General features: G+C 73.3%; 19 protein-coding genes and 1 pseudogene. 4 read left to right on the top strand and 16 right to left on the bottom strand.

Features of this window, described 5'->3' with window-relative positions:
• Positions 1-143: 143 nt before the first annotated feature.
• From ABZ321_RS16475 to ABZ321_RS16465, 3 genes are all read right to left on the bottom strand, one after another.
• Complete coding sequence (locus ABZ321_RS16475) at positions 144-698, bottom strand: DUF3592 domain-containing protein (RefSeq protein ID WP_354891725.1); 555 nt, start codon at positions 696-698, stop codon at positions 144-146.
• An 84-nt stretch (positions 699-782) separates the two neighbouring features.
• Positions 783-2,075, bottom strand: coding sequence for a condensation domain-containing protein (locus tag ABZ321_RS16470; protein WP_354891722.1), 1,293 nt, complete (start codon positions 2,073-2,075; stop codon positions 783-785).
• 415 nt (positions 2,076-2,490) lie between these two features.
• Positions 2,491-3,222, bottom strand: a complete 732-nt coding sequence (locus ABZ321_RS16465) for an SAM-dependent methyltransferase (RefSeq protein WP_354891719.1) — start codon at positions 3,220-3,222, stop codon at positions 2,491-2,493.
• A 165-nt stretch (positions 3,223-3,387) separates the two neighbouring features.
• On the opposite strand from ABZ321_RS16465, the gene ABZ321_RS16460 reads away from it, so the two are divergent.
• Positions 3,388-5,250, top strand: a complete 1,863-nt coding sequence (locus tag ABZ321_RS16460; RefSeq protein ID WP_354891716.1) for an Hsp70 family protein — start codon at positions 3,388-3,390, stop codon at positions 5,248-5,250.
• Here ABZ321_RS16460 and ABZ321_RS16455 read toward each other — a convergent pair.
• A complete protein-coding gene (locus ABZ321_RS16455) occupies positions 5,247-5,681 on the bottom strand; it encodes an HIT family protein (RefSeq protein ID WP_354891713.1) in 435 nt (144 codons plus the stop codon). The two genes, ABZ321_RS16460 and ABZ321_RS16455, sit on opposite strands and share 4 nt — an antisense overlap.
• Before the next feature lie 28 nt (positions 5,682-5,709).
• Here ABZ321_RS16455 and ABZ321_RS16450 point away from each other — a divergent pair, with 28 nt between their 5' ends.
• Together ABZ321_RS16450 and ABZ321_RS16445 are read left to right on the top strand one after the other, a co-directional pair.
• Entirely contained in the window at positions 5,710-6,228 is a 519-nt protein-coding gene (locus ABZ321_RS16450; protein WP_354891710.1) for an O-acetyl-ADP-ribose deacetylase, read from the top strand.
• A 69-nt stretch (positions 6,229-6,297) separates the two neighbouring features.
• Positions 6,298-10,581: a fibronectin type III domain-containing protein gene (locus ABZ321_RS16445; protein ID WP_354891707.1), complete on the top strand. Its 4,284-nt coding sequence runs from the start codon at positions 6,298-6,300 to the stop codon at positions 10,579-10,581.
• Here ABZ321_RS16445 and ABZ321_RS16440 read toward each other — a convergent pair.
• Positions 10,574-11,632, bottom strand: a complete 1,059-nt coding sequence (locus ABZ321_RS16440; protein WP_354891704.1) for an NAD-dependent epimerase/dehydratase family protein — start codon at positions 11,630-11,632, stop codon at positions 10,574-10,576. The genes ABZ321_RS16445 and ABZ321_RS16440 overlap by 8 nt on opposite strands.
• A 92-nt stretch (positions 11,633-11,724) precedes the next feature.
• Here ABZ321_RS16440 and ABZ321_RS16435 point away from each other — a divergent pair, with 92 nt between their 5' ends.
• Positions 11,725-12,348, top strand: coding sequence for a TetR/AcrR family transcriptional regulator (locus ABZ321_RS16435; protein WP_354892196.1), 624 nt, complete (start codon positions 11,725-11,727; stop codon positions 12,346-12,348).
• A gap of 14 nt (positions 12,349-12,362) precedes the next feature.
• Here ABZ321_RS16435 and ABZ321_RS16430 read toward each other — a convergent pair whose 3' ends face one another.
• The 11 genes and pseudogenes from ABZ321_RS16430 to ABZ321_RS16380 all read right to left on the bottom strand — a co-directional run bounded on the left by ABZ321_RS16430 (position 12,363) and on the right by ABZ321_RS16380 (position 19,193).
• Positions 12,363-12,653 carry a gas vesicle protein K gene (locus ABZ321_RS16430; RefSeq protein WP_344509651.1) on the bottom strand — a complete coding sequence of 97 codons (291 nt, stop codon included), beginning with the start codon at positions 12,651-12,653 and terminating at the stop codon, positions 12,363-12,365.
• Complete coding sequence (locus tag ABZ321_RS16425) at positions 12,650-12,970, bottom strand: gas vesicle protein (protein ID WP_354891701.1); 321 nt, start codon at positions 12,968-12,970, stop codon at positions 12,650-12,652. Before ABZ321_RS16425 ends, ABZ321_RS16430 begins: the two co-directional genes overlap by 4 nt.
• A complete protein-coding gene (locus ABZ321_RS16420; protein WP_344509647.1) occupies positions 12,967-13,779 on the bottom strand; it encodes a GvpL/GvpF family gas vesicle protein in 813 nt (270 codons plus the stop codon). The genes ABZ321_RS16425 and ABZ321_RS16420 overlap by 4 nt, the downstream gene beginning before the upstream one ends.
• 22 nt (positions 13,780-13,801) lie before the next feature.
• On the bottom strand, positions 13,802-14,293 hold the full coding sequence (locus tag ABZ321_RS16415) for a gas vesicle protein (RefSeq protein WP_344509645.1): 492 nt from the start codon (positions 14,291-14,293) through the stop codon (positions 13,802-13,804).
• A 1-nt stretch (position 14,294) separates the two neighbouring features.
• Entirely contained in the window at positions 14,295-14,615 is a 321-nt protein-coding gene (gene gvpO / locus ABZ321_RS16410; protein ID WP_344509643.1) for a gas vesicle protein GvpO, read from the bottom strand.
• A 19-nt stretch (positions 14,616-14,634) separates the two neighbouring features.
• Complete coding sequence (locus tag ABZ321_RS16405; protein WP_344509641.1) at positions 14,635-14,868, bottom strand: gas vesicle protein GvpG; 234 nt, start codon at positions 14,866-14,868, stop codon at positions 14,635-14,637.
• Positions 14,869-14,871: 3 nt separating this feature from the next.
• On the bottom strand, positions 14,872-15,648 hold the full coding sequence (locus ABZ321_RS16400; RefSeq protein ID WP_344509639.1) for a GvpL/GvpF family gas vesicle protein: 777 nt from the start codon (positions 15,646-15,648) through the stop codon (positions 14,872-14,874).
• Positions 15,649-15,859: 211 nt separating this feature from the next.
• Positions 15,860-16,051 (bottom strand): annotated as a pseudogene (gene gvpJ, locus ABZ321_RS16395) (gas vesicle protein GvpJ); the annotation flags it as partial.
• 6 nt (positions 16,052-16,057) lie between these two features.
• Complete coding sequence (locus ABZ321_RS16390) at positions 16,058-17,302, bottom strand: SRPBCC family protein (RefSeq protein WP_354891696.1); 1,245 nt, start codon at positions 17,300-17,302, stop codon at positions 16,058-16,060.
• Positions 17,299-17,850, bottom strand: coding sequence for a hypothetical protein (locus tag ABZ321_RS16385; RefSeq protein ID WP_354891693.1), 552 nt, complete (start codon positions 17,848-17,850; stop codon positions 17,299-17,301). The genes ABZ321_RS16390 and ABZ321_RS16385 overlap by 4 nt, the downstream gene beginning before the upstream one ends.
• 224 nt (positions 17,851-18,074) lie before the next feature.
• Positions 18,075-19,193: an RICIN domain-containing protein gene (locus ABZ321_RS16380; protein ID WP_354891690.1), complete on the bottom strand. Its 1,119-nt coding sequence runs from the start codon at positions 19,191-19,193 to the stop codon at positions 18,075-18,077.
• Between the last annotated feature and the right edge of the window lie 92 nt (positions 19,194-19,285).

Below are 19,285 nucleotides of genomic sequence, written 5' to 3'. Positions count from 1 at the left end.
CGCTGACGAGGGGCCGTGGCGCGTGGCTGCCGGTCGCCTGGTCGTGCGCCGCCGTCGTGGCCGGCGATAGCTTGGGCTGGCCGGTGTCGGAGACGACGGCGGGCAGGAAAGCGACAGGCGGTCGCGGTCGTACGCCGCCGTCGTTAGAACAGCAGCCCCGCGGCGACGTCGACGGCGACGTGGGCCGCGGCGTCGTCGGCGATGCGGTGCCGCTGCTGGGCGTGCTCCCAGTCGATGACGGCGAACGCCGGGTCGGCCGGGTCGACGCGGACGGGCAGCACGGCGCCGGGCCTGACGGTCCGGCGCAGCCGCTGCGGGACGACCTGCCGGACGACGGCGGTCGCGGTGCCGCCGGGGACCGGGACGGCGAGGGTGATGCGGGCGACCGGGTCGTCGTTCTCGGCGTTGGTCACGTTGTGGGCGGCGGTGACGGTGGCGAGGCAGGGCGTGCCGGTCCGCAGCACGCGCCGCTGCCGGGCGAAGCGCCGCGCGCCGACGACGAACAGCGGCACCCCGACGGCGAACAGCACGACGGTGACCCCGGCGACCGCCGCGGCCGCGATCAGGTCGTCGCTGGTGGGTGCGGCGGGCAGCGTGACGAAGAGGAGGGCGGAGACGCCCGCGGTGACGAAGGCGACGAGCGTCAGGATGCAACCGGTGAGCCGCGCGAGGCCGGCGCCGGAGTTCAGGCTTGACATGCGGACCAGGATGCGGGCAGCGGCTGGGCCGGTCAGTCGTGGCAGGACCAGGCGCGTTGTGGTGTCCGCACCACAACGCCCAGGTCAGGGCCCTACTGCCGCAATGCCGACAGCGCCCGCGGCACGGTCCCCGGCGCGGGACGCCACCGATTCCATCTCGTGCAGGATTCTGGCGGCGTCGGACGGGGCGAGGAAGTGGCTGTCGACGTACATCGTCAGCTCCAGCACTTCGTCGGACCCGTCGACGTTGAGGAAGAAGCCGGACTGTGGGTCGTCGTGCGCGCTGACCCACGCGAACTCGCCGTCCGGGCCGGCCGGCGGCGTGACGGGCCGCAGCGAGCCGCCGAACCGGCGGTCGTTGTAGTTCACGTCCAGGTCCACCCCGGCGCCCCGGTCGGCGGCGACGGCGGCGATGCGGGCCTCGAGGTCGCGCCGGTCGTAGTACGCGTACTTGTACGCCGCCATCGCCGCGCCGCGGGCCCTGCGCACGACGGTCCCGAGGTCGCCGGTCGTGTCGAGGACGCACAGGCCGTTCTGCGACACGGGGCTGACGCTGCCGTCGAGCTCGGCGCGGAAGCGGTTGCTCGCCATCAGCCGCAGCGGCAGCACGACCACGCCGGTCACCGCCGCGAACGCCGTCGCGAACACGGCCAGCAGCACGGCGGCCGTGTCGGTGCCGTGCTCCTCCGCCACGGCGAGCAGCGCCGCCGGGAGCGCCGTCGTGCGGTAGACGCCCTGGTGGTAGCGGGGGCTGCGCACGTCCCGCGACGGCGCCACGACGGGCACGGGGATCTCCCGCAGCCGCGTCTCCCAGTGGCGTAGGGCGGCCTGGTTGTGCCGGCGCGCCGCCGGAAGCGCCTGCTGGCGTGCCTGTTCGAGCGGCGCGGCGCCCCGCACGGGCAGCGGGGTGCGGGCGGCGGTCTCGGCCATCATCACGACCGCGCCCGCACCGTCGAAGACCAGGTGCGACATGACCAGGACCGCATGGGTGCACCGGTCCCCGTCGACGACGGCCGCCATCCGCACCGGCCACCCGTGCTCGTAGTCGAAGGGCGTCGTCCGGAACCGCTGGGCGACGGCTTCCGCGTCGCCGTCGACGACCTCCAGGTCGATCGTGCCGCTTTCGTGCACCACCTGCCGCGGCAATCCATCGACGGTTGGAATGAAGCGGGTGCGCATCGACTGGTAGCGCCCCATGAGGTAGGCGAGCTCACCGGCGACGTCCTCGACCGTCGCGCCGGGCGGCAGCGGCCGCGCCCCGCCCATCGCGAACGACCGCCCGAGCCGGCGCATCTTCAGCCACACGTCGAGCTGGCCCCACGACAGTTCTCCGCTCCCGGATCCTTCCCCGGCGAACGGCACCACCACCGCATCCATGGCGGTCACTCTAAGGGAGCCAGCGCCGCTTGTACGGCTGTCGCGTTTGCAGGTTGTGTGCAGTCCTGCAGCGCCCGTCGCCGTTGCCCGTCGCCGTCACCTGGCACTGGGGGCGGGGAGCAGCGCCCGGTGCGGGGAACAGAGAGCAGGGAGCGGCGCCTGGCGAGGGGCACGGGCGCGGGCGCGGGGGCACGGGCGGCGGGCGCGGGGGCACGGGCGGCGGGCGCGGGGGCACGGGGCGCGGGGTACGGGTGCGGGGCGCGAGTACGGGGCGCCGGACGCGAGGAGCGGTGCGCGCGCCGGACGCGGGACGACGGACGACGGACACACCGGACGCGGGGCGCACCGGACGCGGGAGCGGTCCGAGGCCGCCGTCAGTATCGAGAGCCCCACCGAAGGGGCGGACGACGAGGCGTCAGGGCTTGGTGGCCAGGCCGCCCCAGAAGGCGTCGGGGACCTGTTCGGGGTCGCCGTCGGGGCGCCACAGGGCGACGGGCACGATGCCGTCGGATGTGGTGCTCCAGGGGCCCAGCAGGTCGGCGAAGCGGGCGGGGGCGCGCATGTGGAAGCCGGGGCCCATCATCGCCAGGGCCTGCGGGAACGACTCGAGCTCGGTGCTGTCGAAGTCGAACGCGAGGCGGCTGCCGTCCGGGACGGCGTCGTGCATCGCGTCTAGGGCGCGGGCCAGGGTCGCGTCGTCGAGGAACGCGGCCAGGCCCAGGAACACCAGGGCGACCGGGCTGCCGTCGAGCACCCGGGCGCGGGCGTCGGGGTCGATGCCGTCGAGATCCGTGGCGTCGCCGAGCGTGTAGCCGACGTCCGGGAGCCCGGCGACGAGGCTGCCGCCGGCGGCGACGATGTGCGGGTCGATGTCGGTGTAGAGGACGCGGGCGCCGGGGGCGCTCTCGTGGACGTTGCCACGGGTGGGGATGCCTGCGCCGAAGACGAGGAACCGGTCGATGCCTTCGGCGGCGAGGTGGCGCACCGCCCGGCCGGAGAACGCGCGCAGCGAGCGGAAGATGTCGGCGCACGGCCCGTACGCGGACTCGAACGCCTGCGCGGCGGCGACGTCGACCGGCAGGTGGTCGCTGCCGCCGAGCCAGTAGTCGATCATTCGTGCGGTACTGGGGGCGTCCGGCTCCGTCATGCGCTCCAGCATGCCCCGCCCGGACCGGCCCGCGCGACCGTCCGGCGTGGCGCCACGCCGAAGCGGGCCGGTTGCCGGATTTCCGTGATCCCGAACGGTTGTCCGGAACCGCACGGGATCACGGGCGTTGCCGAGACGGTGACGGCGATCAGTACCGTGTGGGGCGTGACGCGGTTGGGGATCGACTTCGGGACGTCGACGACGGTGGCGGTGCTGGCGGTGGACGGCCGGGAGCCGCGGCCGCTGCTCTTCGACGGATCGCCGCTGATGCCGTCGGCGGTGTGCCTGGACGAGGGCGGCGGGCTGGTCGTGGGACGGGACGCGCTGCACCTGGGGATGGCGAGCCCGGGCAGGCTGGAGCCCAACCCGAAGCGCCGCGTCGACGAGGCGTCGGTGCTGCTCGGCGACGCGGAGGTGCCCGTCACGCGGCTGTTCGAGGCGGTGCTGGACCGGGCGGTCGCGGAGGCGGCGGGGATGTCGGGCGGGCCGCTGACCGACGTCGTGGTCACGTGCCCCGCGGCGTGGGGTGAGCGGCGGCGGCAGGTGCTGCTCGGCGCGGCGCCGGCGGGGGCGCGGCTGGTTGCTGAGCCCGTCGCGGCGGCGCACTACTTCGCCGACGTGGCGGGGCACCGGGTGCCCGTGGGCGGCACGGCGCTCGTGTACGACTTCGGCGCCGGCACGTTCGACGCGTCGGTGGTGCGGCGCACGGAGGGCGGGTTCGAGCTGCTCGCGACGCTCGGGCTGGACGACACCGGTGGCCTCGACGTCGACGCGGCGGTCTTCGCGCACCTGCGGGACGTCGTGCCGGATCCGCAGGGGTACTGGCCGCGCCTCGCCAACCCCAAGGACGCCCTCGACCGGCGCGTGACGCAGCAGGTGTGGGACAACGTGCGGACGGCGAAGGAGATGCTGTCGCGGCTGCCGTCGACGCTGGTGCACCTGCCGCTGTTCAACGTGGAGGTGCCGCTGGACCGGGACACCCTCGGGCGGCTGGCGGAGCCGGTGCTGCGGCGGACCGTCGGCACGAGCGTGGAGGTGCTCGCCGTCGCGGGGCAGCCGATCTCGTCGTTGGCGGCGGTGTTCCTGGCGGGCGGGTCGAGCCGGATGCCTGCCGTGGCGGCCGCCCTGGACCAGGCGCTGGGGATCGCGCCGGTGGTGGTGGACCAGCCGGAGCTGGCGGTGGCGGAGGGAAGCCTGCGCGGCTTCGACCAACCGGCCACGACAGCGCCCGTACCCGTCACAGCGGCAGCACCCGTACCCGTCACGCCGGCAGTGCCCGTACCGGTCGAACGTGGCGCCGGCGGCGCGGGGACCGGAGCGGCTGCTGGGTGGGCAGAGCAGGCCGCGATCCAGACTTCCGGCGTCGCGGGGGCAACGGGTGTCCAGCCGGCTCCGCCGGTACATCAGCGAAAACGCGACAAAGGACGGCTGCTGCTGGCCGGTGGCGCCGCGGTGCTGCTCCTGCTCGCCGGTGGTGGCGGTGCCTATGCGTGGTCGCAGCGGCCGGACGGGGTGCGGGCCGCCGCGCTTCCGGTGGTCCTGCCAACGCCCTCGGCGTCCCCGTCTCCGTCGGTGTCGCCGTCGCCGACCGTGAGCGTGGCGGCCGGGCTGGACCCGTGCCTGGTCGGGCGGTGGCGGCAGACGAGCAGCGAGATCCACGTCAACAACGGCTCGAAGCGGCAGCAGTTCAGCGGGGGCGCCGGCATCGTGCAGGAGTTCGACGGCGCCGGGCGCATGTCCTACGACGCCAACGCCTCGCAGCCTTACAAGGCCACGTTCGACGGGGCGAGCTGGACCGAGACGTTCCGCGGCGTGGTCACCGGCAACTACCGCATCCTCGACGGCGCGGTCGTCCTCAGTGGACTTTCGGGCGAGATCAGCTGGGTCATCGACCGCAACGGCAAGCGCAACAACAGCGGCAAGGGCACGCTCGCCGTGAAGCCCGAGCGGTACGTGTGCGAGGCGACGAAGCTCATCCAGTACGGCCCCGACGGCGACTACACCAACGAGCTGGAGCGGATCGGCTAAAGGTGGGCCCGCAGCGCCGCGGCGAGTTCGTCCCGCCGCCGCTCGCTGACCCGCTCCCCCTCGGGCACGCCCAGGTAGCCGAAGACGCCCGGGCCGCGGCGGTCGTCGGGCTGGTCGGGCATCCGCGGCACGATGTGGAAGTGCACGTGGGCGAAGCCCTCCTTCTCGGCGAACTGCACCACGTAGGTCTTCACGCAGCCGGTCACCGCCGTCAGCGCCCGCGACAGCCGGACCTGCCAGAGCCCGAGTCCCGCCGCCTCCGCGTCGGTCAGGTCGGCGACCGTCGTCACGTGCCGGCGGGGCACCAGCACCAGCCAGCCCGGCAGGCTCGTGTCGAAGCAGTGGGCGGCCCGCCAGTGCTCGTCGGCGGCGATGCGCTCGCGCGGCGGCGCGGCCGCCTGTCCGTCCTGGCGGCACGAGTAGCAGTCCATCCACCGACCCTAGTGGACAATGGGCGGCATGCGGGTCGAGCTCGTCACGGGTGACATCACCGCCGAGCAGGTGGACGCCATCGTCAACGCGGCGAACACGTCGCTGCTGGGCGGCGGCGGGGTGGACGGCGCGATCCACCGCAAGGGCGGGCCCGCGATCCTCGAGGAGTGCCGCGCGCTGCGGGCCAGCCGGTACGGGCGCGGGCTGCCGGTCGGGCAGGCCGTCGCGACGACCGCCGGGCGCCTCCCCGCCCGGTGGGTGATCCACACGGTCGGGCCGGTGTGGAGCGCGACCGAGGACCGGTCGGCGCTGCTGCGGGGCTGCTACGAGCGCTCGCTGGAGGTCGCCGGCGGGCTGGGCGCGGCGTCGGTGGCCTTCCCGTTGATCTCGTCCGGCGTGTACCGGTGGCCGAAGGAGGACGCCGTCGTGCAGGCCCTCGCGGGCATGCGCGCGGCTCCGGCCGGCGTCGAGCTGCTCCGGCTCGTCCTGTTCGACGACGAGACGCGGCAGACGGCCGAGCGTGTGCTCCAAACGCTGGAGCGCTGACCCCGCCGGTTTGCCCCGCTTTGTTACCACGGGGTAACCCATTCATCCATGTAACGCTATACATGCACCATGCGCGCCCGCCTGACTGTTCTGCTGCTGGTCGCAGCGCTGCTCTACGTGCTGCCCGACCGCACCCCCGCGTCCGCCGCGCCGCCCGCCGGCGGCATGACGGGCACCCAGCTGACCACCGCGTTCAACACCTACGGCGACACCAGCGGGAGGTGGAGCGGGGCGGACAGCACGGCGTCGGTCCTGCTGCCCGACGGCCGGATCGTGTGGCTGTTCTCCGACACGCTGCTCGGCACCGTCAACGCCGACCACAGCCGCCCGCGCAGCTCGCCGTTCATCAACAACTCGATGGTGGTGCAGGACGGCAGCGCGCTGACCACGACCCTGACCGGCGGCACCGCGAGCGCGCCGCAGGCGCTGCTGCCGCAGACGGCCGACGGGCAGTTCTACTGGGTCGGCGACGGCGAGGTCGAAGGATCGAACCTGCGGGTGGTCTACAACCGCTACCGCCGCACCGGCACGGGGAGCCTCGACGTGGCGCTCAGCGGCACGGTGCTGGCGACGTTCGCGCTGCCGTCGCTCGCGCTGACCGGGGTCACCGACCTGACCCCGGCGGTCGGCAGCACCGTCACCTGGGGCGCGCAGCTGGTGACCGACGGCGGCTTCACGTACATCTACGGCTCTGACTACGTGCCCGCCGACGCGATGCGCTTCGCCCGCCTCGCCCGGGTCCCGGCCGGCGGCCTGAGCGGCCCGTGGGAGTTCTGGAACGGCACCGGCTGGTCGGCGAGCGCGGCGAGCTCCGCACGGCTGCCGCTGTCCGGCGTCGGCACCGCATACGGCGTGCAGAAGCTCGGCGGCCAGTGGGTCCTCGTCACGGTCGAGAGCAACGTGGTGTTCAACGCCCAGGTCGTCGCCTACACGGCGAGCAACCCGTGGGGCCCGTTCAGCGGCCCGGTCGACCTGCTGACCGCGCCGGAGCCGGCGAACCAGTCGGGGGTCATCGTCTACGATGCCCACGTGCACCCGGAGCTGGCGCCGTCCGGGAAGCTGCTGGTGTCGTACAACGTGAACTCCCTCAACGACGGGGACCTCTACGACGACGCCCGCATCTACCGCCCGCGCTTCGCCGACATCGCGTGGCCGCGGCCGGTGCCCGACCCGGCGACGGTCCCGGCCGCGCCGGCGTCGCTGACGGCGACCGCGTCCAGCGCCGGCACGGTCGCGCTGTCGTGGCCCGGCAGCAGTCCGTCCTATGTGGTGTATCAGCGGGACGTCACCGCCGGGCAGACCCACTTCGCGCGGGTCGGCCAGCCCACCACCGCGAGCGCGACGCTCGGCGGGTTCAAGACCGCGCACACGTACGAGTTCAAGGTGGCCGCCCGCAACGCCAACGGCGAAGGGCCGGCGTCGCCGGTGCGCAGCGTCCTGATGACGATCGCGCCGCCGGCCGCGCCGGCCGGGCTCACCGCCGTCCCGCAGAGCGACGGCTCCGTGAACCTGGCGTGGTCGGCGGTGCCGAACGCGTGGCGCTACGACGTGTCCCGCCGCGACCTGACCGCCGGTGAGACCGACTACGTCGAGGTGAGCGACCCGACCCCGGCCGACACGACGGCGACCATCGCGTGGCTGACCAACGACCACCAGTACGAGTTCGTGGTCACCGCCTCGCACGGCGGCGGGAAGTCCCCGTACTCCACGTCGGCCACGGCGACCGTGCACTACACCGTGCCGCCCGCACCGGCGAACCTGACCGCCACGGCGCAGGGCGACGGCACCATCAAGCTCGACTGGACCAGCACCGCGAGCAACGTCTACTTCTGGGTGTACCAGCGGGACGTGACCAACGGCGAGGCCGACTTCACGAAGCTGCCGCTGCCGACGACCGCGCTCACCCTGACCGCGGGGTACCTCGCGCACAACCACCGCTACGAGTTCAAGATCGTCGCGAACAACCTCGGCGGTGACTCGCCGCCGTCGAACCTGGCCCAGGCGACCGCCGTCTACCCGGCACCGGCCGCGCCCGCGAACCTGCGCGCGGTCGCCGGCAACGGGCAGGTGCAGCTCACCTGGGACACCAGCCCCACGCCGGACGTGTGGTACTGGGTGTACCAGCGCGACGTGACCGCCGGTGAGGCCACGTTCCAGCAGCTGCCGATCCCGATCTCGACGTGCTGCACGATGACCGCCGGGTATCTGGTCAACGGGCACCAGTACGAGTTCAAGGTGACCTCGGTGGCGGCCGGCGGCGAGTCCGGGCCGACGAACCTGGTGCGGTCCACGCCGAACCTGCCGCTGCCGCCACAGGTGACCGGGGTGACCGCGACGACCCGCAGCGACGGCCAGATCGGCCTGTCGTGGGCGTCGGCCGGGCCAGACCTGTACTACTGGATCGCGATGCGGGACGTGACCGTCGGCGGCGCGATGACCCGCCTGTCGCTGCCGACGACCGCGCTGTCGTTCACCGCCGGGTACCTCACCCACAACCACGTCTACGAGTTCACGGTGACCGCCGCGAACTCCGCCGGCGAGGGCCCGGCGTCGGCGACGGCCCGCGCCACGGCACGGTTCTCGCCGCCGCCGGCGCCGACCGGGTTGACGGCGATCGCGGCCGGTGACGGCACGATCGACCTCGACTGGGACGCGCCCGCGCCGAGCCTGTACTACTGGGTGTACTACCGGGACGTGACCGCCGGCGCCGCGTTCGCGAAGTCGGGGCTGCCGACCGACAAGACGTCGGCGTCGTGGGGCCCGCTGGTCAACGGGCACGTCTACGAGTTCAAGGTCACCGGCGAGAACCAGGGCGGCGAGGGCCCGGCGTCCGCGACCGCGCGGGCCACGTCGACCGGCGGGCTGCCGAAGGCCCCGAGCGGGCTGAGCGCGACCGCCGGGGACGGGCAGGTGACGCTGCGCTGGACGGCCTCGGGCACCGCGAACGTCTACTACTGGGTCGAGTACCGCCCCGCCGGCGGCACCTGGCAGCGCCTGCAGTACCCGGTGACGACGTGCTGCGCGTATACCGTCGGGCTGCTCGCCAACGGCACCACGTACGAGTTCCGGGTCCGGGCCAACAACGTCTCCGGCGACAGCCCGGCGTCCAATGTGGCCAGTGCCCGGCCGCTGCCGCCGCTGCCCGCCGCGCCGACCGGGCTGACCGCGGCGGTCGGCGACGGGCGGATCACGCTGCGCTGGACGGCGTCGAGCACCCCGAACGTCTACTACTGGGTCGAGTACCGCCCCGCCGGCGGCGTCTGGCAGCGCCTGGAGTACCCGCTGTCGACGTGCTGCACGTTCACGGTGACGTACCTGACGAACGGCACGTACTACGAGTTCCGGCTGCGGGCCACGAACCTCGCCGGTGACTCGGCGCCGTCGGTGGCCGCGGGTGCCCGGCCGATGCCGCCGCTGCCGACCGCGCCGGGCAGCCTGAGCGCGGCGGCGCAGGGCGACACCGCGGTGCGCCTCAGCTGGACCGCGTCGAGTCCGTCCAATGTGTACTACTGGATCTACTACCGCTATGCGGGGACCTCGGCGTGGACCCGCGCCGCGTACCCGGTCACCACCTGTTGCACGTTCACGATGAGCCTGCTGACGCCGGGCCGCACCTACGAGTTCATGCTGCGGGCGGAGAACCTCGCCGGGCTCAGCGGCAACTCCAACGTGTCCTCGGCGACGCTCACCATCATCACGCCGGGCACGCCCGGCGGCGTGCGGGCGTACCCGACGTCGACCAGCACCTCGGTGTCGACGGTGACGGTCGCCTGGAGCGCGGCCGCGAACGCGACCGGGTACTCCATCGAGGCCCGGGCGTGCCGCGGCGGCGGGTGGCAGACCATCAAGATGATGATCACCAGCACGACGTCGACGGTGAGCTACACGACCGGCTGCTACGAGTACCGCGTCGTGGCGGACCGGTTCGGCAAGTACGGCGGCCGCAGCGGCTCCGTGATCGCGTTCGGGCCGGTCGACGACTACCCGTGGGCCGACTACTGGTTCCCGTACCTGGACCCGTACGAGTTCGTGAAGAAGCAGTGCACGTCGTTCGTGGCCTCACGGGTCGACAAGTACTACTCCCGCAAGCCGCCGAACTTCAACGGCATCAACTACTACAACGCCAAGAACTGGGACGAGGCCACGGCGAAGTACGGCGGCGCGATCAGCCACACCGCTGCGCCGGGCGCGATCGCGCAGTGGAACGGCGGCCAGTACGGGCACGTCGCCTGGGTGTCCGGTGTGGACGGTGGGATGGTGTTCCTGGAGGAGTACAACTTCAACAACCCGGAGGCGTACGGCCGCCGCTGGGTGTCGGCCTCCTCCGTGGACAACTTCCTGCTCGTCAACTGACACTCTGCCGGGCCGGGCCGTTTCTCGCGGGCCGGCCCGGCCGGACGATGCCGTGCCGGATCAGGCTGTCGGCCATCTCGACGATGGATTCCTTCGCGGGGCGGGGAGTCCAGCCGAGCTCGCCGGCGGCCTTCTCCGCGCTGACGAGGGCCGGCACGCCGACGTAACCCAACGCCAGACGGATTGTCCGGTCGAAGCGGGCGACCGTCCACATGAGCCAGCGCGGCATGCGGGCGGTCGGCACGCGGTAGCCCTGCGGGCCGAACTCGGCGGCGAGCACCGCCGCGATCTCCTCCATCCAGCGGTGCTCGCCGGCGACGATGTACCGGTTGCCGGCGGCCGCGGGCGTCTCCATGGCCAGCCGGTGCGCCCGCGCCACGTCGCGGACGTCGACGACGGCGAAGCCCAGCCGCGGCACGGCCGGCATCCCGCGGCTGAGCAGCAGCCGGATCACCTCGGCGGACGTGGTGTGCATCGGCCGCTGGAGCGGCCCGAGGACCAGCCCCGGGTTGACGGCGACGAGCTCCAGGCCGTGCTCGCGGGCGATCGCCCACGCGGCCCGTTCGGCGAGCACCTTGCTCTTCGGGTAGGCGCCTGCGCCGGATGCGTCGGGCCAGTCCTCCTCGGTGAACACCTGGCCGGCGGTGCCGTGGTCGTGGCGGATGGCGTCGATGGACGAGGTGAGCACGACCCGCCGGACCGTGCCCGACGCGGCGGCGGCGCGCAGCACCCGCACGGTGCCGTCGACGGCGGGCCGGACGACCTCGTCCTCGGTGCGCGGCGCCGACGGCGGGTTGGGCGAGGCGACGTGCCAGACGGCCGTGCAGCCGGCGACCGCCTCGGCCCACCCGGCGTCGGCGTCGAGGCTCGCCCGGACGACCTCGAACGCGCCGCCGGTCCGCTCGGCAATCTCCCGCAGGTGGGCGACGTCGGCGGTGGCCGGGTCGCGGACCGTCCCCCGTACGGCGTACCCGTGGGTGAGCAGCTCCTCGATGCAGTGCCCGGCGATGAAGCCGGTGGCGCCGGTGACGAGCACCGTTCCCTTCGACACGACGAACCCCGATCTAAGCGCCGTTTAGAATCTAAGCACTGTATAGTCGGCTTCGGTGGCCGGCGTCAACCGCCTACAGTCGGAGGGTGCCGATGCCGCAGACCCGAGCCAGCTACCACCACGGCGGCCTTCGTGACGCGCTGCTCGCCGCCTGCGTGGCGCTCATCGAGGCGGAGGGCATCGCCGCGGTGAGCCTGCGCCGGGTGGCCCGCGACGCGGGGGTGAGCCCGGGCGCGCCGTACCACCACTTCCCGGACCGCTCCGCGCTCTTCGCCGCGATCGCGGTGCAGGGCCATCAGCTGCTGCTGGAGCGCCTGCGGGCGGCCCGTGAGGCGGCGCCCACCGCGTTGCGCGGGCTCGGCGCGATCCTGGAGGCGTATGTCGCCTTCGCCCGCGAGCACCCCGGTCACCTGCACCTGATGCTGCGCAGCGAGCTGTCCACCTCGTCGCAGGTGCCCGAGGCCGCCCACGCCGGCGAGGCGGCGATCCAGCTGCTCACCGAGACCGTGCAGGACTGCCAGCGCGAGGGCTCGGCCCCGGCCGGCGACCCGGAGCCCCTCGTGGCCGCCGTCTGGGCGCTCGCGATCGGCATCGTGACGCTGTGGCTGGACGGCCCCCTGGAGGGGCGGTGCGTGCAGCTCGGCACCACGCCCGAGGCGCTGACCGCACGCATCACCGCCCTGCTGGAGTCACTCCTGGCCGGAAGCGCGGCCTAGCGCAGGCGCACCGGTCAGTCGCGGGGCAGCAGCGGGCCGAGCGGGCCGAGGTCGATGTTGAGGTCCTCGGGGCGCAGGCCGAAGTGCTCGCGGAGCTCGGCCATGCGTTCCTCGAGCGCCATGAGCGTGAGCCCGATCCGCTCCACCTGCTCCGCGGAGAGGTCGCCCACGTCGACCCGGCGCAGCGCCTGTCGTTCGACGAGCTGGCGCAGCAGCTCCACGACGGTGAGCACGAGCGAGGCGAAGCCGCGTTCGACGGAGTCGCGGTCGAGGTCGATCCGCCCGTCCCGGGGAAGGTCGTTCACCGTGACCCCCTCCCTTCTGGGACCATGCCGCTGACCGTGCCTTCGACCGTGCCTTCGACCGTGCCTTCGACCGTGCCCTCGACCGTGCCCTCGACCGTGCCCTCGACCGCGCCTTCGACCGCGCCTTCGACCGTGCCGCCGACCGTGCCGCCGGACGCGGTCGAGACCGACGAGACCAGGGCGCGCAGCGACACGCGGACCAGGTCGACCTCGGCGATGGCGATCGTGACGTCGCCGGCGACGACGACCCCGGTGGTCAGCACCCGGTCGAGCAGGTCGACGAGGGCGACCTCGCGCGAGTGGACGGCGTCGCTCACGCGGGTCCGCCGGCGTGCACGGGGGCGTCACCCGGCACGCGGTCCGGGTCCGACGGTTCCGCGCCGAGCGCGGGGACGAACGAGTACGGCGGCCACGGCCCCGTGAGCCGCAGCGTGATCGTTGGGTACCGGGCGGCGAGGGCGTCGACGGCCGCCGCGAACGCCGCGGCCCGCTCGTCGGGCACCAGGTATGCGCCGTTGAGCACCATCGCCTCCGGTTCGCCGGTCAGCCGCCGGTCCTGGGGCGCGTGCCGGTGCGCCCCGTCCGCCCGGCGGGCCAGCTCGGCGTGGGCCGCGTCCGCGTCGCGGGCCGCCTCGTCGTGGCGCCGGTCGCGGGCCGACAGTTCGGCGCGGCGGCGCTCCAGGTACGCGGTGCCCGCCCCGCCCGCCCTGGTCTCGGGCACGGGCGCCGGGCCGCCGCGCACGTACCCCTTGACGCCCCACTCGGTCCGCCCGGTCACGCGGTCCAGCGCACCGGTGAGCCCGGCGGCGTGCCGGACGAGGGTCGCGGTGATGCGAGCCTCGTCACGGCACACCGTGGCGAGCCCTGCGGGCACGACCGGGGCGGCCGAGGCGAGCGCCGCCACGACCCGGTGATGCTCGACCGCGGTCCGCGCCACCCATTCCGCGTCCTCCAGGCGAGCCTGCAGGGCGCCGGCGTCGGACAGCCCGGCCGGTGCGGTGCTGACGAAGGCGCAGAGGCCCGCGGCGTGGACCGCGCGGACCGGTGCGTCACCGATGCCGGTGACCTCGACGGGCACGCTGTCGCGGGCGACGGCGTACAGCCACAGCAGCCCTCCCTCGCTCACCGCCACAGCACCTCCATCTCACTCACCGCTCGTCGCCGCGCCGGCGGCTGCGGCTGCGGGGACGAGCCTCCCCGTCCGCCGGGTACCGGTCGTTTTCGGCCGCCTGGTGCGCGGGCTCCACCGCGGGCCGGCCCGCACGCCGGTCACCGCCCGGTTCGACCGCCGGCCGGGCAGACTGCCCGAGGTCGTCGGGCCCGAGGTCATCACGCTCTCGGTCGTCGCGGCCGAGAGCCTCGCGGCGCGCGTCGCCGCGCTCGACCGCCCTGCGGCTGGACGAGGACAGCCACGGATCGGTCTCCCACCAGTCGATGCCGAGCTGCCGCGCCGTGTCGACGGACGCGATGACCAGCCGCAGCTTGAGGGTGAGCAGCTCGATGTCGAGCAGGTTGACCTGGATGTCGCCGGCGATCACCAGACCCCGGTCCAGGACCCGCTCGAGGATGTCGGCGAGGTTCGTCGGCTGGTGCCCGGTGCCGAGCGCGGGGGCGGGGCCCATGCCTGGTGAGGCCACCATGTCAGCTCACCTTCGCATCGGTGCTGCCGCGCAGGTACCGGCGGTCCCGGTGGCACGCCAGCAGTTCGCCGTCATCGTCGAGCTCGACGAGGTACAGCCCGAGCATGTCGGCCGATGACGGGATGCGACGCTCCTCGACGACCTCGACGCCGACGACCCAGCCGCCGTCGTCGGCCGGTTCGACAGACACGACGCCCAGCGTCTCCTTGCCGGTCAGCTGGCCGACCTCGTCGACCGCGAGACGGGCGATGGCGCCGGCCGGGAGCGGGTCGGGACGGGCCTTCGCCCGCCGTTCGCGCGGTTCGGTGCTGGAGGGTGTCATGCTTCTGCCTTCCGGTCGTTCAGCCGGTCGACCGGGAGGTGACCCGGTCGAGGATCTCCTGCTCGGCGGCGCGCCGCTCGTCCTCGCTCAGCTCGCCGCGGGCCACCGCCTCGTCCAGCGCCTCCAGCTGCCGGCGCAGCCCCTGCGGGCTGTACAGCTCCTGCTCCGCCTGCTCCAGCAGCAGCTCCGCGATGGCGGTGACCGCTCGTACGGGCGCCAACGGCAGCGTGAGGATCGTCAAGAGCAGGCCCATGGCTCAGTCGTCCCGTGCCAGGGCCAGCCGGTTGACGAAGTCATAGGGTGCCGCCGGGCCGAGACTGCGCATCTCGACCCGCCCGCTCCACCCGTCGGCGAGCTCGGCGAGCACCGCGTCGAACTCGGCGCGGTGCGCCTGCTCGACCAGCACGGGCAGGTGCACGGCGTCCAGGTCGTGGGTCGGCTCCGCCACGACGAGGTCCTCCACGACCTTGCCGATCCGGTCGACGGCGGTCCGGGTGTCGGCCTGCCGCATCGCCTCGATCGCGGCGTTGATGCGCTCGCCCAGGGCCATGCGCTGCTGCGTGGTCTCCTGTTCCGGCCGTCCCTGGATGTACTCGCGCAGCTGCCGCGCGTCGGAGTCGGTGTCGAGGATCTCGGCGAGCACGGCGTCCTCGATGTACCGGCCGCGCACCACGTACTCCACGCGGCCCTCGAGCCGGTCGAGCAGCGGGGCGATCATGTCGTGCTGGTCGGCCAGCAGCTGCCGTATCGCCTCCGCGTCGCGCAGCACCGTGCCGAAGCGGACCGGGAGCACCGGCGCCACGGCCGCGGTGCCGTCCAGCAGCCGCTGGTAGGCGGTCAGGTCGTCGGGCCGGCCGAGCGGGCGGTCGAGCGGGACGTCGCTCACCAGCGCGGTCAGGTCGTCCTCGGTCACCGTGGTGACGTCGGCCGGCGGGCTGCCCACGCCCTGGGCGCTGCCGGTCGGCTCGACGTCCGACGGCACCACGCCGTAGAGCATCATGCCGACCCGCGGTGCGGTGGTGTCGGTGGCCACGTCAGCCTCCTCTGCGTCGCCGCGGCCGGTCGCGGTCTTCTTCGCCCGGGCCGGCGATCTGCTCCAACATGTCGCCCGCCTTGGACAGGATCTTCTCGCCGGCGCCTTCGATCGCGCGCTTTCCGGCGTGCCCGGCCATCGCGCCCTTGGCGCCGCCGACCATGTCGGACAGGCCGCTGCCTTCCTGCGACTTCAGGTCCAGCCGGTTGGCCGCCTCCGCGAACCGGAGGTATGTGTCGACGCTGGCGACGACGACACGCGCGTTGATGGTCAGGATCTCGATGCCGACCACCGCGACGCTGACGTGCGCGTCGATCACCAGTCCTTTGTCGAGAATGGTGTCAATCACGTCGGCGAGCGACGAGGACTGCCCGCCCCCGCCACCGGCCTGCACGACCGACATGCTCGCTCACCCCCTCGCGCTGCTGCGCTTGCGGCGGTCGCCGGGTTCGGGGCCACGGCGGTCGCGGGTCTCGGCGCCGGTCCGGCGCGGCACGGCGCGGCGCCGGGGGCGCGCCTGCGGCGCCTCCTCCTCGTCGCCCTCGTCCTCGCCGCCTTCTTCCGCCTCGGCCCGGGTCTCGTCGCCCTCTTCTTCGGTTTCGCCTTCTTCGGTTTCGCCTTCTTCGGTTTCGCCCTCTCCGGTCTCGCCCTCTCCGGTCTCGCCCTCTCCGGTCTCGCCCTCTCCGGTCTCGCCCTCTCCGGTCTCGCCCTCTCCGGTCTCAGCCTCGCCGGTCTCGTCCTCGGCGCGCTCGCCCTGCTTGCCAGAGTCCGGCTCCTCTTGCTGCTCCTGCTCCTCGCGTTCGCGCTCCTGCTGCATGGCGGTCTCGTGGTCCAGGACCACCTCACCGTCGCGGATGATGCCGCGCCAGCCATCGACCTCGTCGGGGTTCAGGATCGTCTGCGTCATCGTGTGCCGCACGAAGTGCTTGAACTCCAGCCTGGCCCGCCGTCCCTGTGCGCGCCACAGGTTGCCGGTGCGCTCGAAGAGCCCCTTCGGGTAGTACTCGAGGACGAGCACGATCCGGGTCAGGGTCGGCGTGAGGGCGTGGAACGACACGGCGCCGTTGACGTAGCCCTTGGCGCCCTTGGACCGCCAGACGATGCGCTCGTCGGGCTCCTGCAGCACGATGTTGGACTCCCAGTCGCGGTGCGACAGGAAGATCTGCGCCCGCCAGTGCAGCTTGTCCTCGTCCTGCCGTTCGACCTTCTCGACCTTCTTCGTGAACTTCGGGAACTCCTCGAACGACGTCCACTGGTTGTAGGCGACCCGGATCGGCACGCCGACGTCGGCCCACTCGAGGATGCTGGTGACCTTGAGCTTGCGGGTCGCGCTGCGGCCGCCACCGAACAGCTTCTTGATCTTCGCCCAGCCGCCGGCCAGGCCGCCCTTCGCCGCCGCCTTCACCGGCGAGCCGCCACCGGCGAGCTCCTCGGCGCCTTTCGCCGCGGCCACCAACTTCGGGCTGCCGCTCTGTTGGGCGTACTCGTTGAGCCGGCCGGTGAGGTCGCCGATCTTGCCCTCGACCCGGTCCTGCACGGCCGTGAGGGCCCGGCGGCCCAGCGCGCCGGCGAAGTTCTGCAGCTCCTGCACCAGCAACCGGGACAGATGGGCACCGATCCCACCGCCGGGGGCGCCGCGCGTTTCGCTGGTCATCGTCTTGCCGTGGCGCGCCGGCGACGGACCGGCGGCTCGGGTTCGGACTCGGGCTCCTCTTCGGTGCCCTCGTCTTCGGTGGCCTCGTCACGCGCCTGTCGCGGACGGGATCGGCGGGCGGCGGGCCGGGGCGGCGGTGCCTCCTCGGGCTCCTCCAGCTCCTCGAACTCCTCGTCCTCGAACTCGGCGTCGTAGTCCTCGTCACGGCCGCGGTCCTCGTCACGGCGAGCGCCCTTCCGGCCCGCCGAACGCAGCGCATCGCTGCGCTCCCGGAGCCGGTCGCTGACGGAGTCGATGCGCTGCGACACGGCGGTGCGGGCGGCCGACCGGCCGGCGTCGACGAGCGGGCGGGCGAGACCGGACAGCTGGCCGAGTGCCGCGGAGCCGCCGACGAGCTTCCGTCCGCGAGCCACCAGCTCGGTCGGGTTGCCGCTGAAGCGCCCAGCCGCCGCGGCGGCACCGAGCAGCATCGCCATGCGCAGTTTGCGCCGCCGGCCGAGCATGTATCCGACCATGATCGCCAGCGTGACCTGCAGTGCTCGTTTCATGATGCGACCCTCCGGGCGCAGTTCGCGGGTGGTAGCGCCCTTGGGCCGCCCTACCCGGATCTCGGGCGGCAAACCAGCCCGCACCGATTCGCTCGGGATCGCCCCCGGATGGCCGCCGCCGGACCGGCAGCCAGGTCTCGATGGTCTCCCTGGCTCGGCGTCGGCGGCGCCTGCCCTCGCCCGGTGACGGCCCGGTCTCTTCCCCGGAGGCCGGGCCGTCGCCGCTACTGTTGGAAGCGCCAGGTCTGGTTCGACTGGGCGGCGCCGCAGTCCCAGATGATGAGCTGCGTGCCGTTCGCGGTGCCCCACGCGTCGGCGTCCAGGCACTTGCCGGACTGCGGGTTGCGCAGATTGCCATTGACGAACTGCCACTGCTGGGCGCCGTTGCTCAGGCACGTCCACAGCTGCACCTTGGTGCCCGCGGCGGTGCGCCCGCCGGCCACGTCGAGGCATTTGCCGGTCCTGCTGTTGACCAGGGTCCCGCCCTGCCACCGCCAGCGCACCTCCGGGCCGCCGTGGCAGTCCCACAGCTGGACCTTCGTGCCGTCGGCGTCGCGTCCGCCGGAGACGTCGGCGCAGCGGTTCGAGCCGGCGCCGACGATCATCTGGCCGGTGGGGGTGTCGACGACACCGCGCCGGTTGCCGCGGCTCCACGCCTTCAGGCCGAGGCCGAGGTTGCCGGGGATCGTGCTGTTGAGGTAGTCGCGGTACCAGCCGAGCCAGTACGGCAGCCCGCCGCTGTTCTGGTTGTAGCCGTGCGCCTCGCCGGCGTGCACCTCGACCTCGCCGGGCACGTGCAGCTGCTGGAAGTAGAACTGCTCCCCCAACTGGTGCAGCATCTCGTGCACCCAGCCGGCCAGGGCGTCCTGGTTGTAGCCGAGGTCGTCGCGGGCGTTGATGCTCGTCCAGCCGGTGTTGTACGGGCCGGGCGAGCCGCTGGAGAAGTACGCGTGCGGGCGGAACGCGTTGTAGACGAACACGCCGTCCCATTCCTGCGGGTGGACGTACTGCGCGACGTCGTCGGGCACGTTGCCCGGCTCGACCATCAGCCCCTGGTAGCCGATCGACGTGAGCGGCCGGGGCGACACGACGACCTGCGTGTTCATGTCGACGGTGCCGCCGGTGAGGTCCTCGACCATCCGCGGGAACGTGCTGAGGAATGCGGTCCGGGCCGCGTCGATCTGCGCCTGGCTCAGCGTGGCGGTCAGGCCGGGCACCTGCGACACGGGCTTGATGATCATCAGGAAGCGGAGCGAGACGGCGGGAGCCGCGGCGGCCTCCGCGGCCGGCATCGCCACCGCACCGCCGTACGCCAGCAGCAGACTCAGGACCGCGACGAACATTCGCGTCGATCTGCGTCGGACTCGATGCATGGACAACCTCCGATCGGGTGACAGCCAGCATCGGCTTCCGCGCGGCACGCTCCAAAGGGGTT

The sequence above is a fragment of the Dactylosporangium sp. NPDC006015 genome (assembly GCF_040614215.1).
GTDB lineage: Bacteria > Actinomycetota > Actinomycetes > Mycobacteriales > Micromonosporaceae > Dactylosporangium > Dactylosporangium maewongense.
Note: the sequence above shows the minus strand (reverse complement) of the source record. Positions and strands in the feature narration are given on the sequence as shown.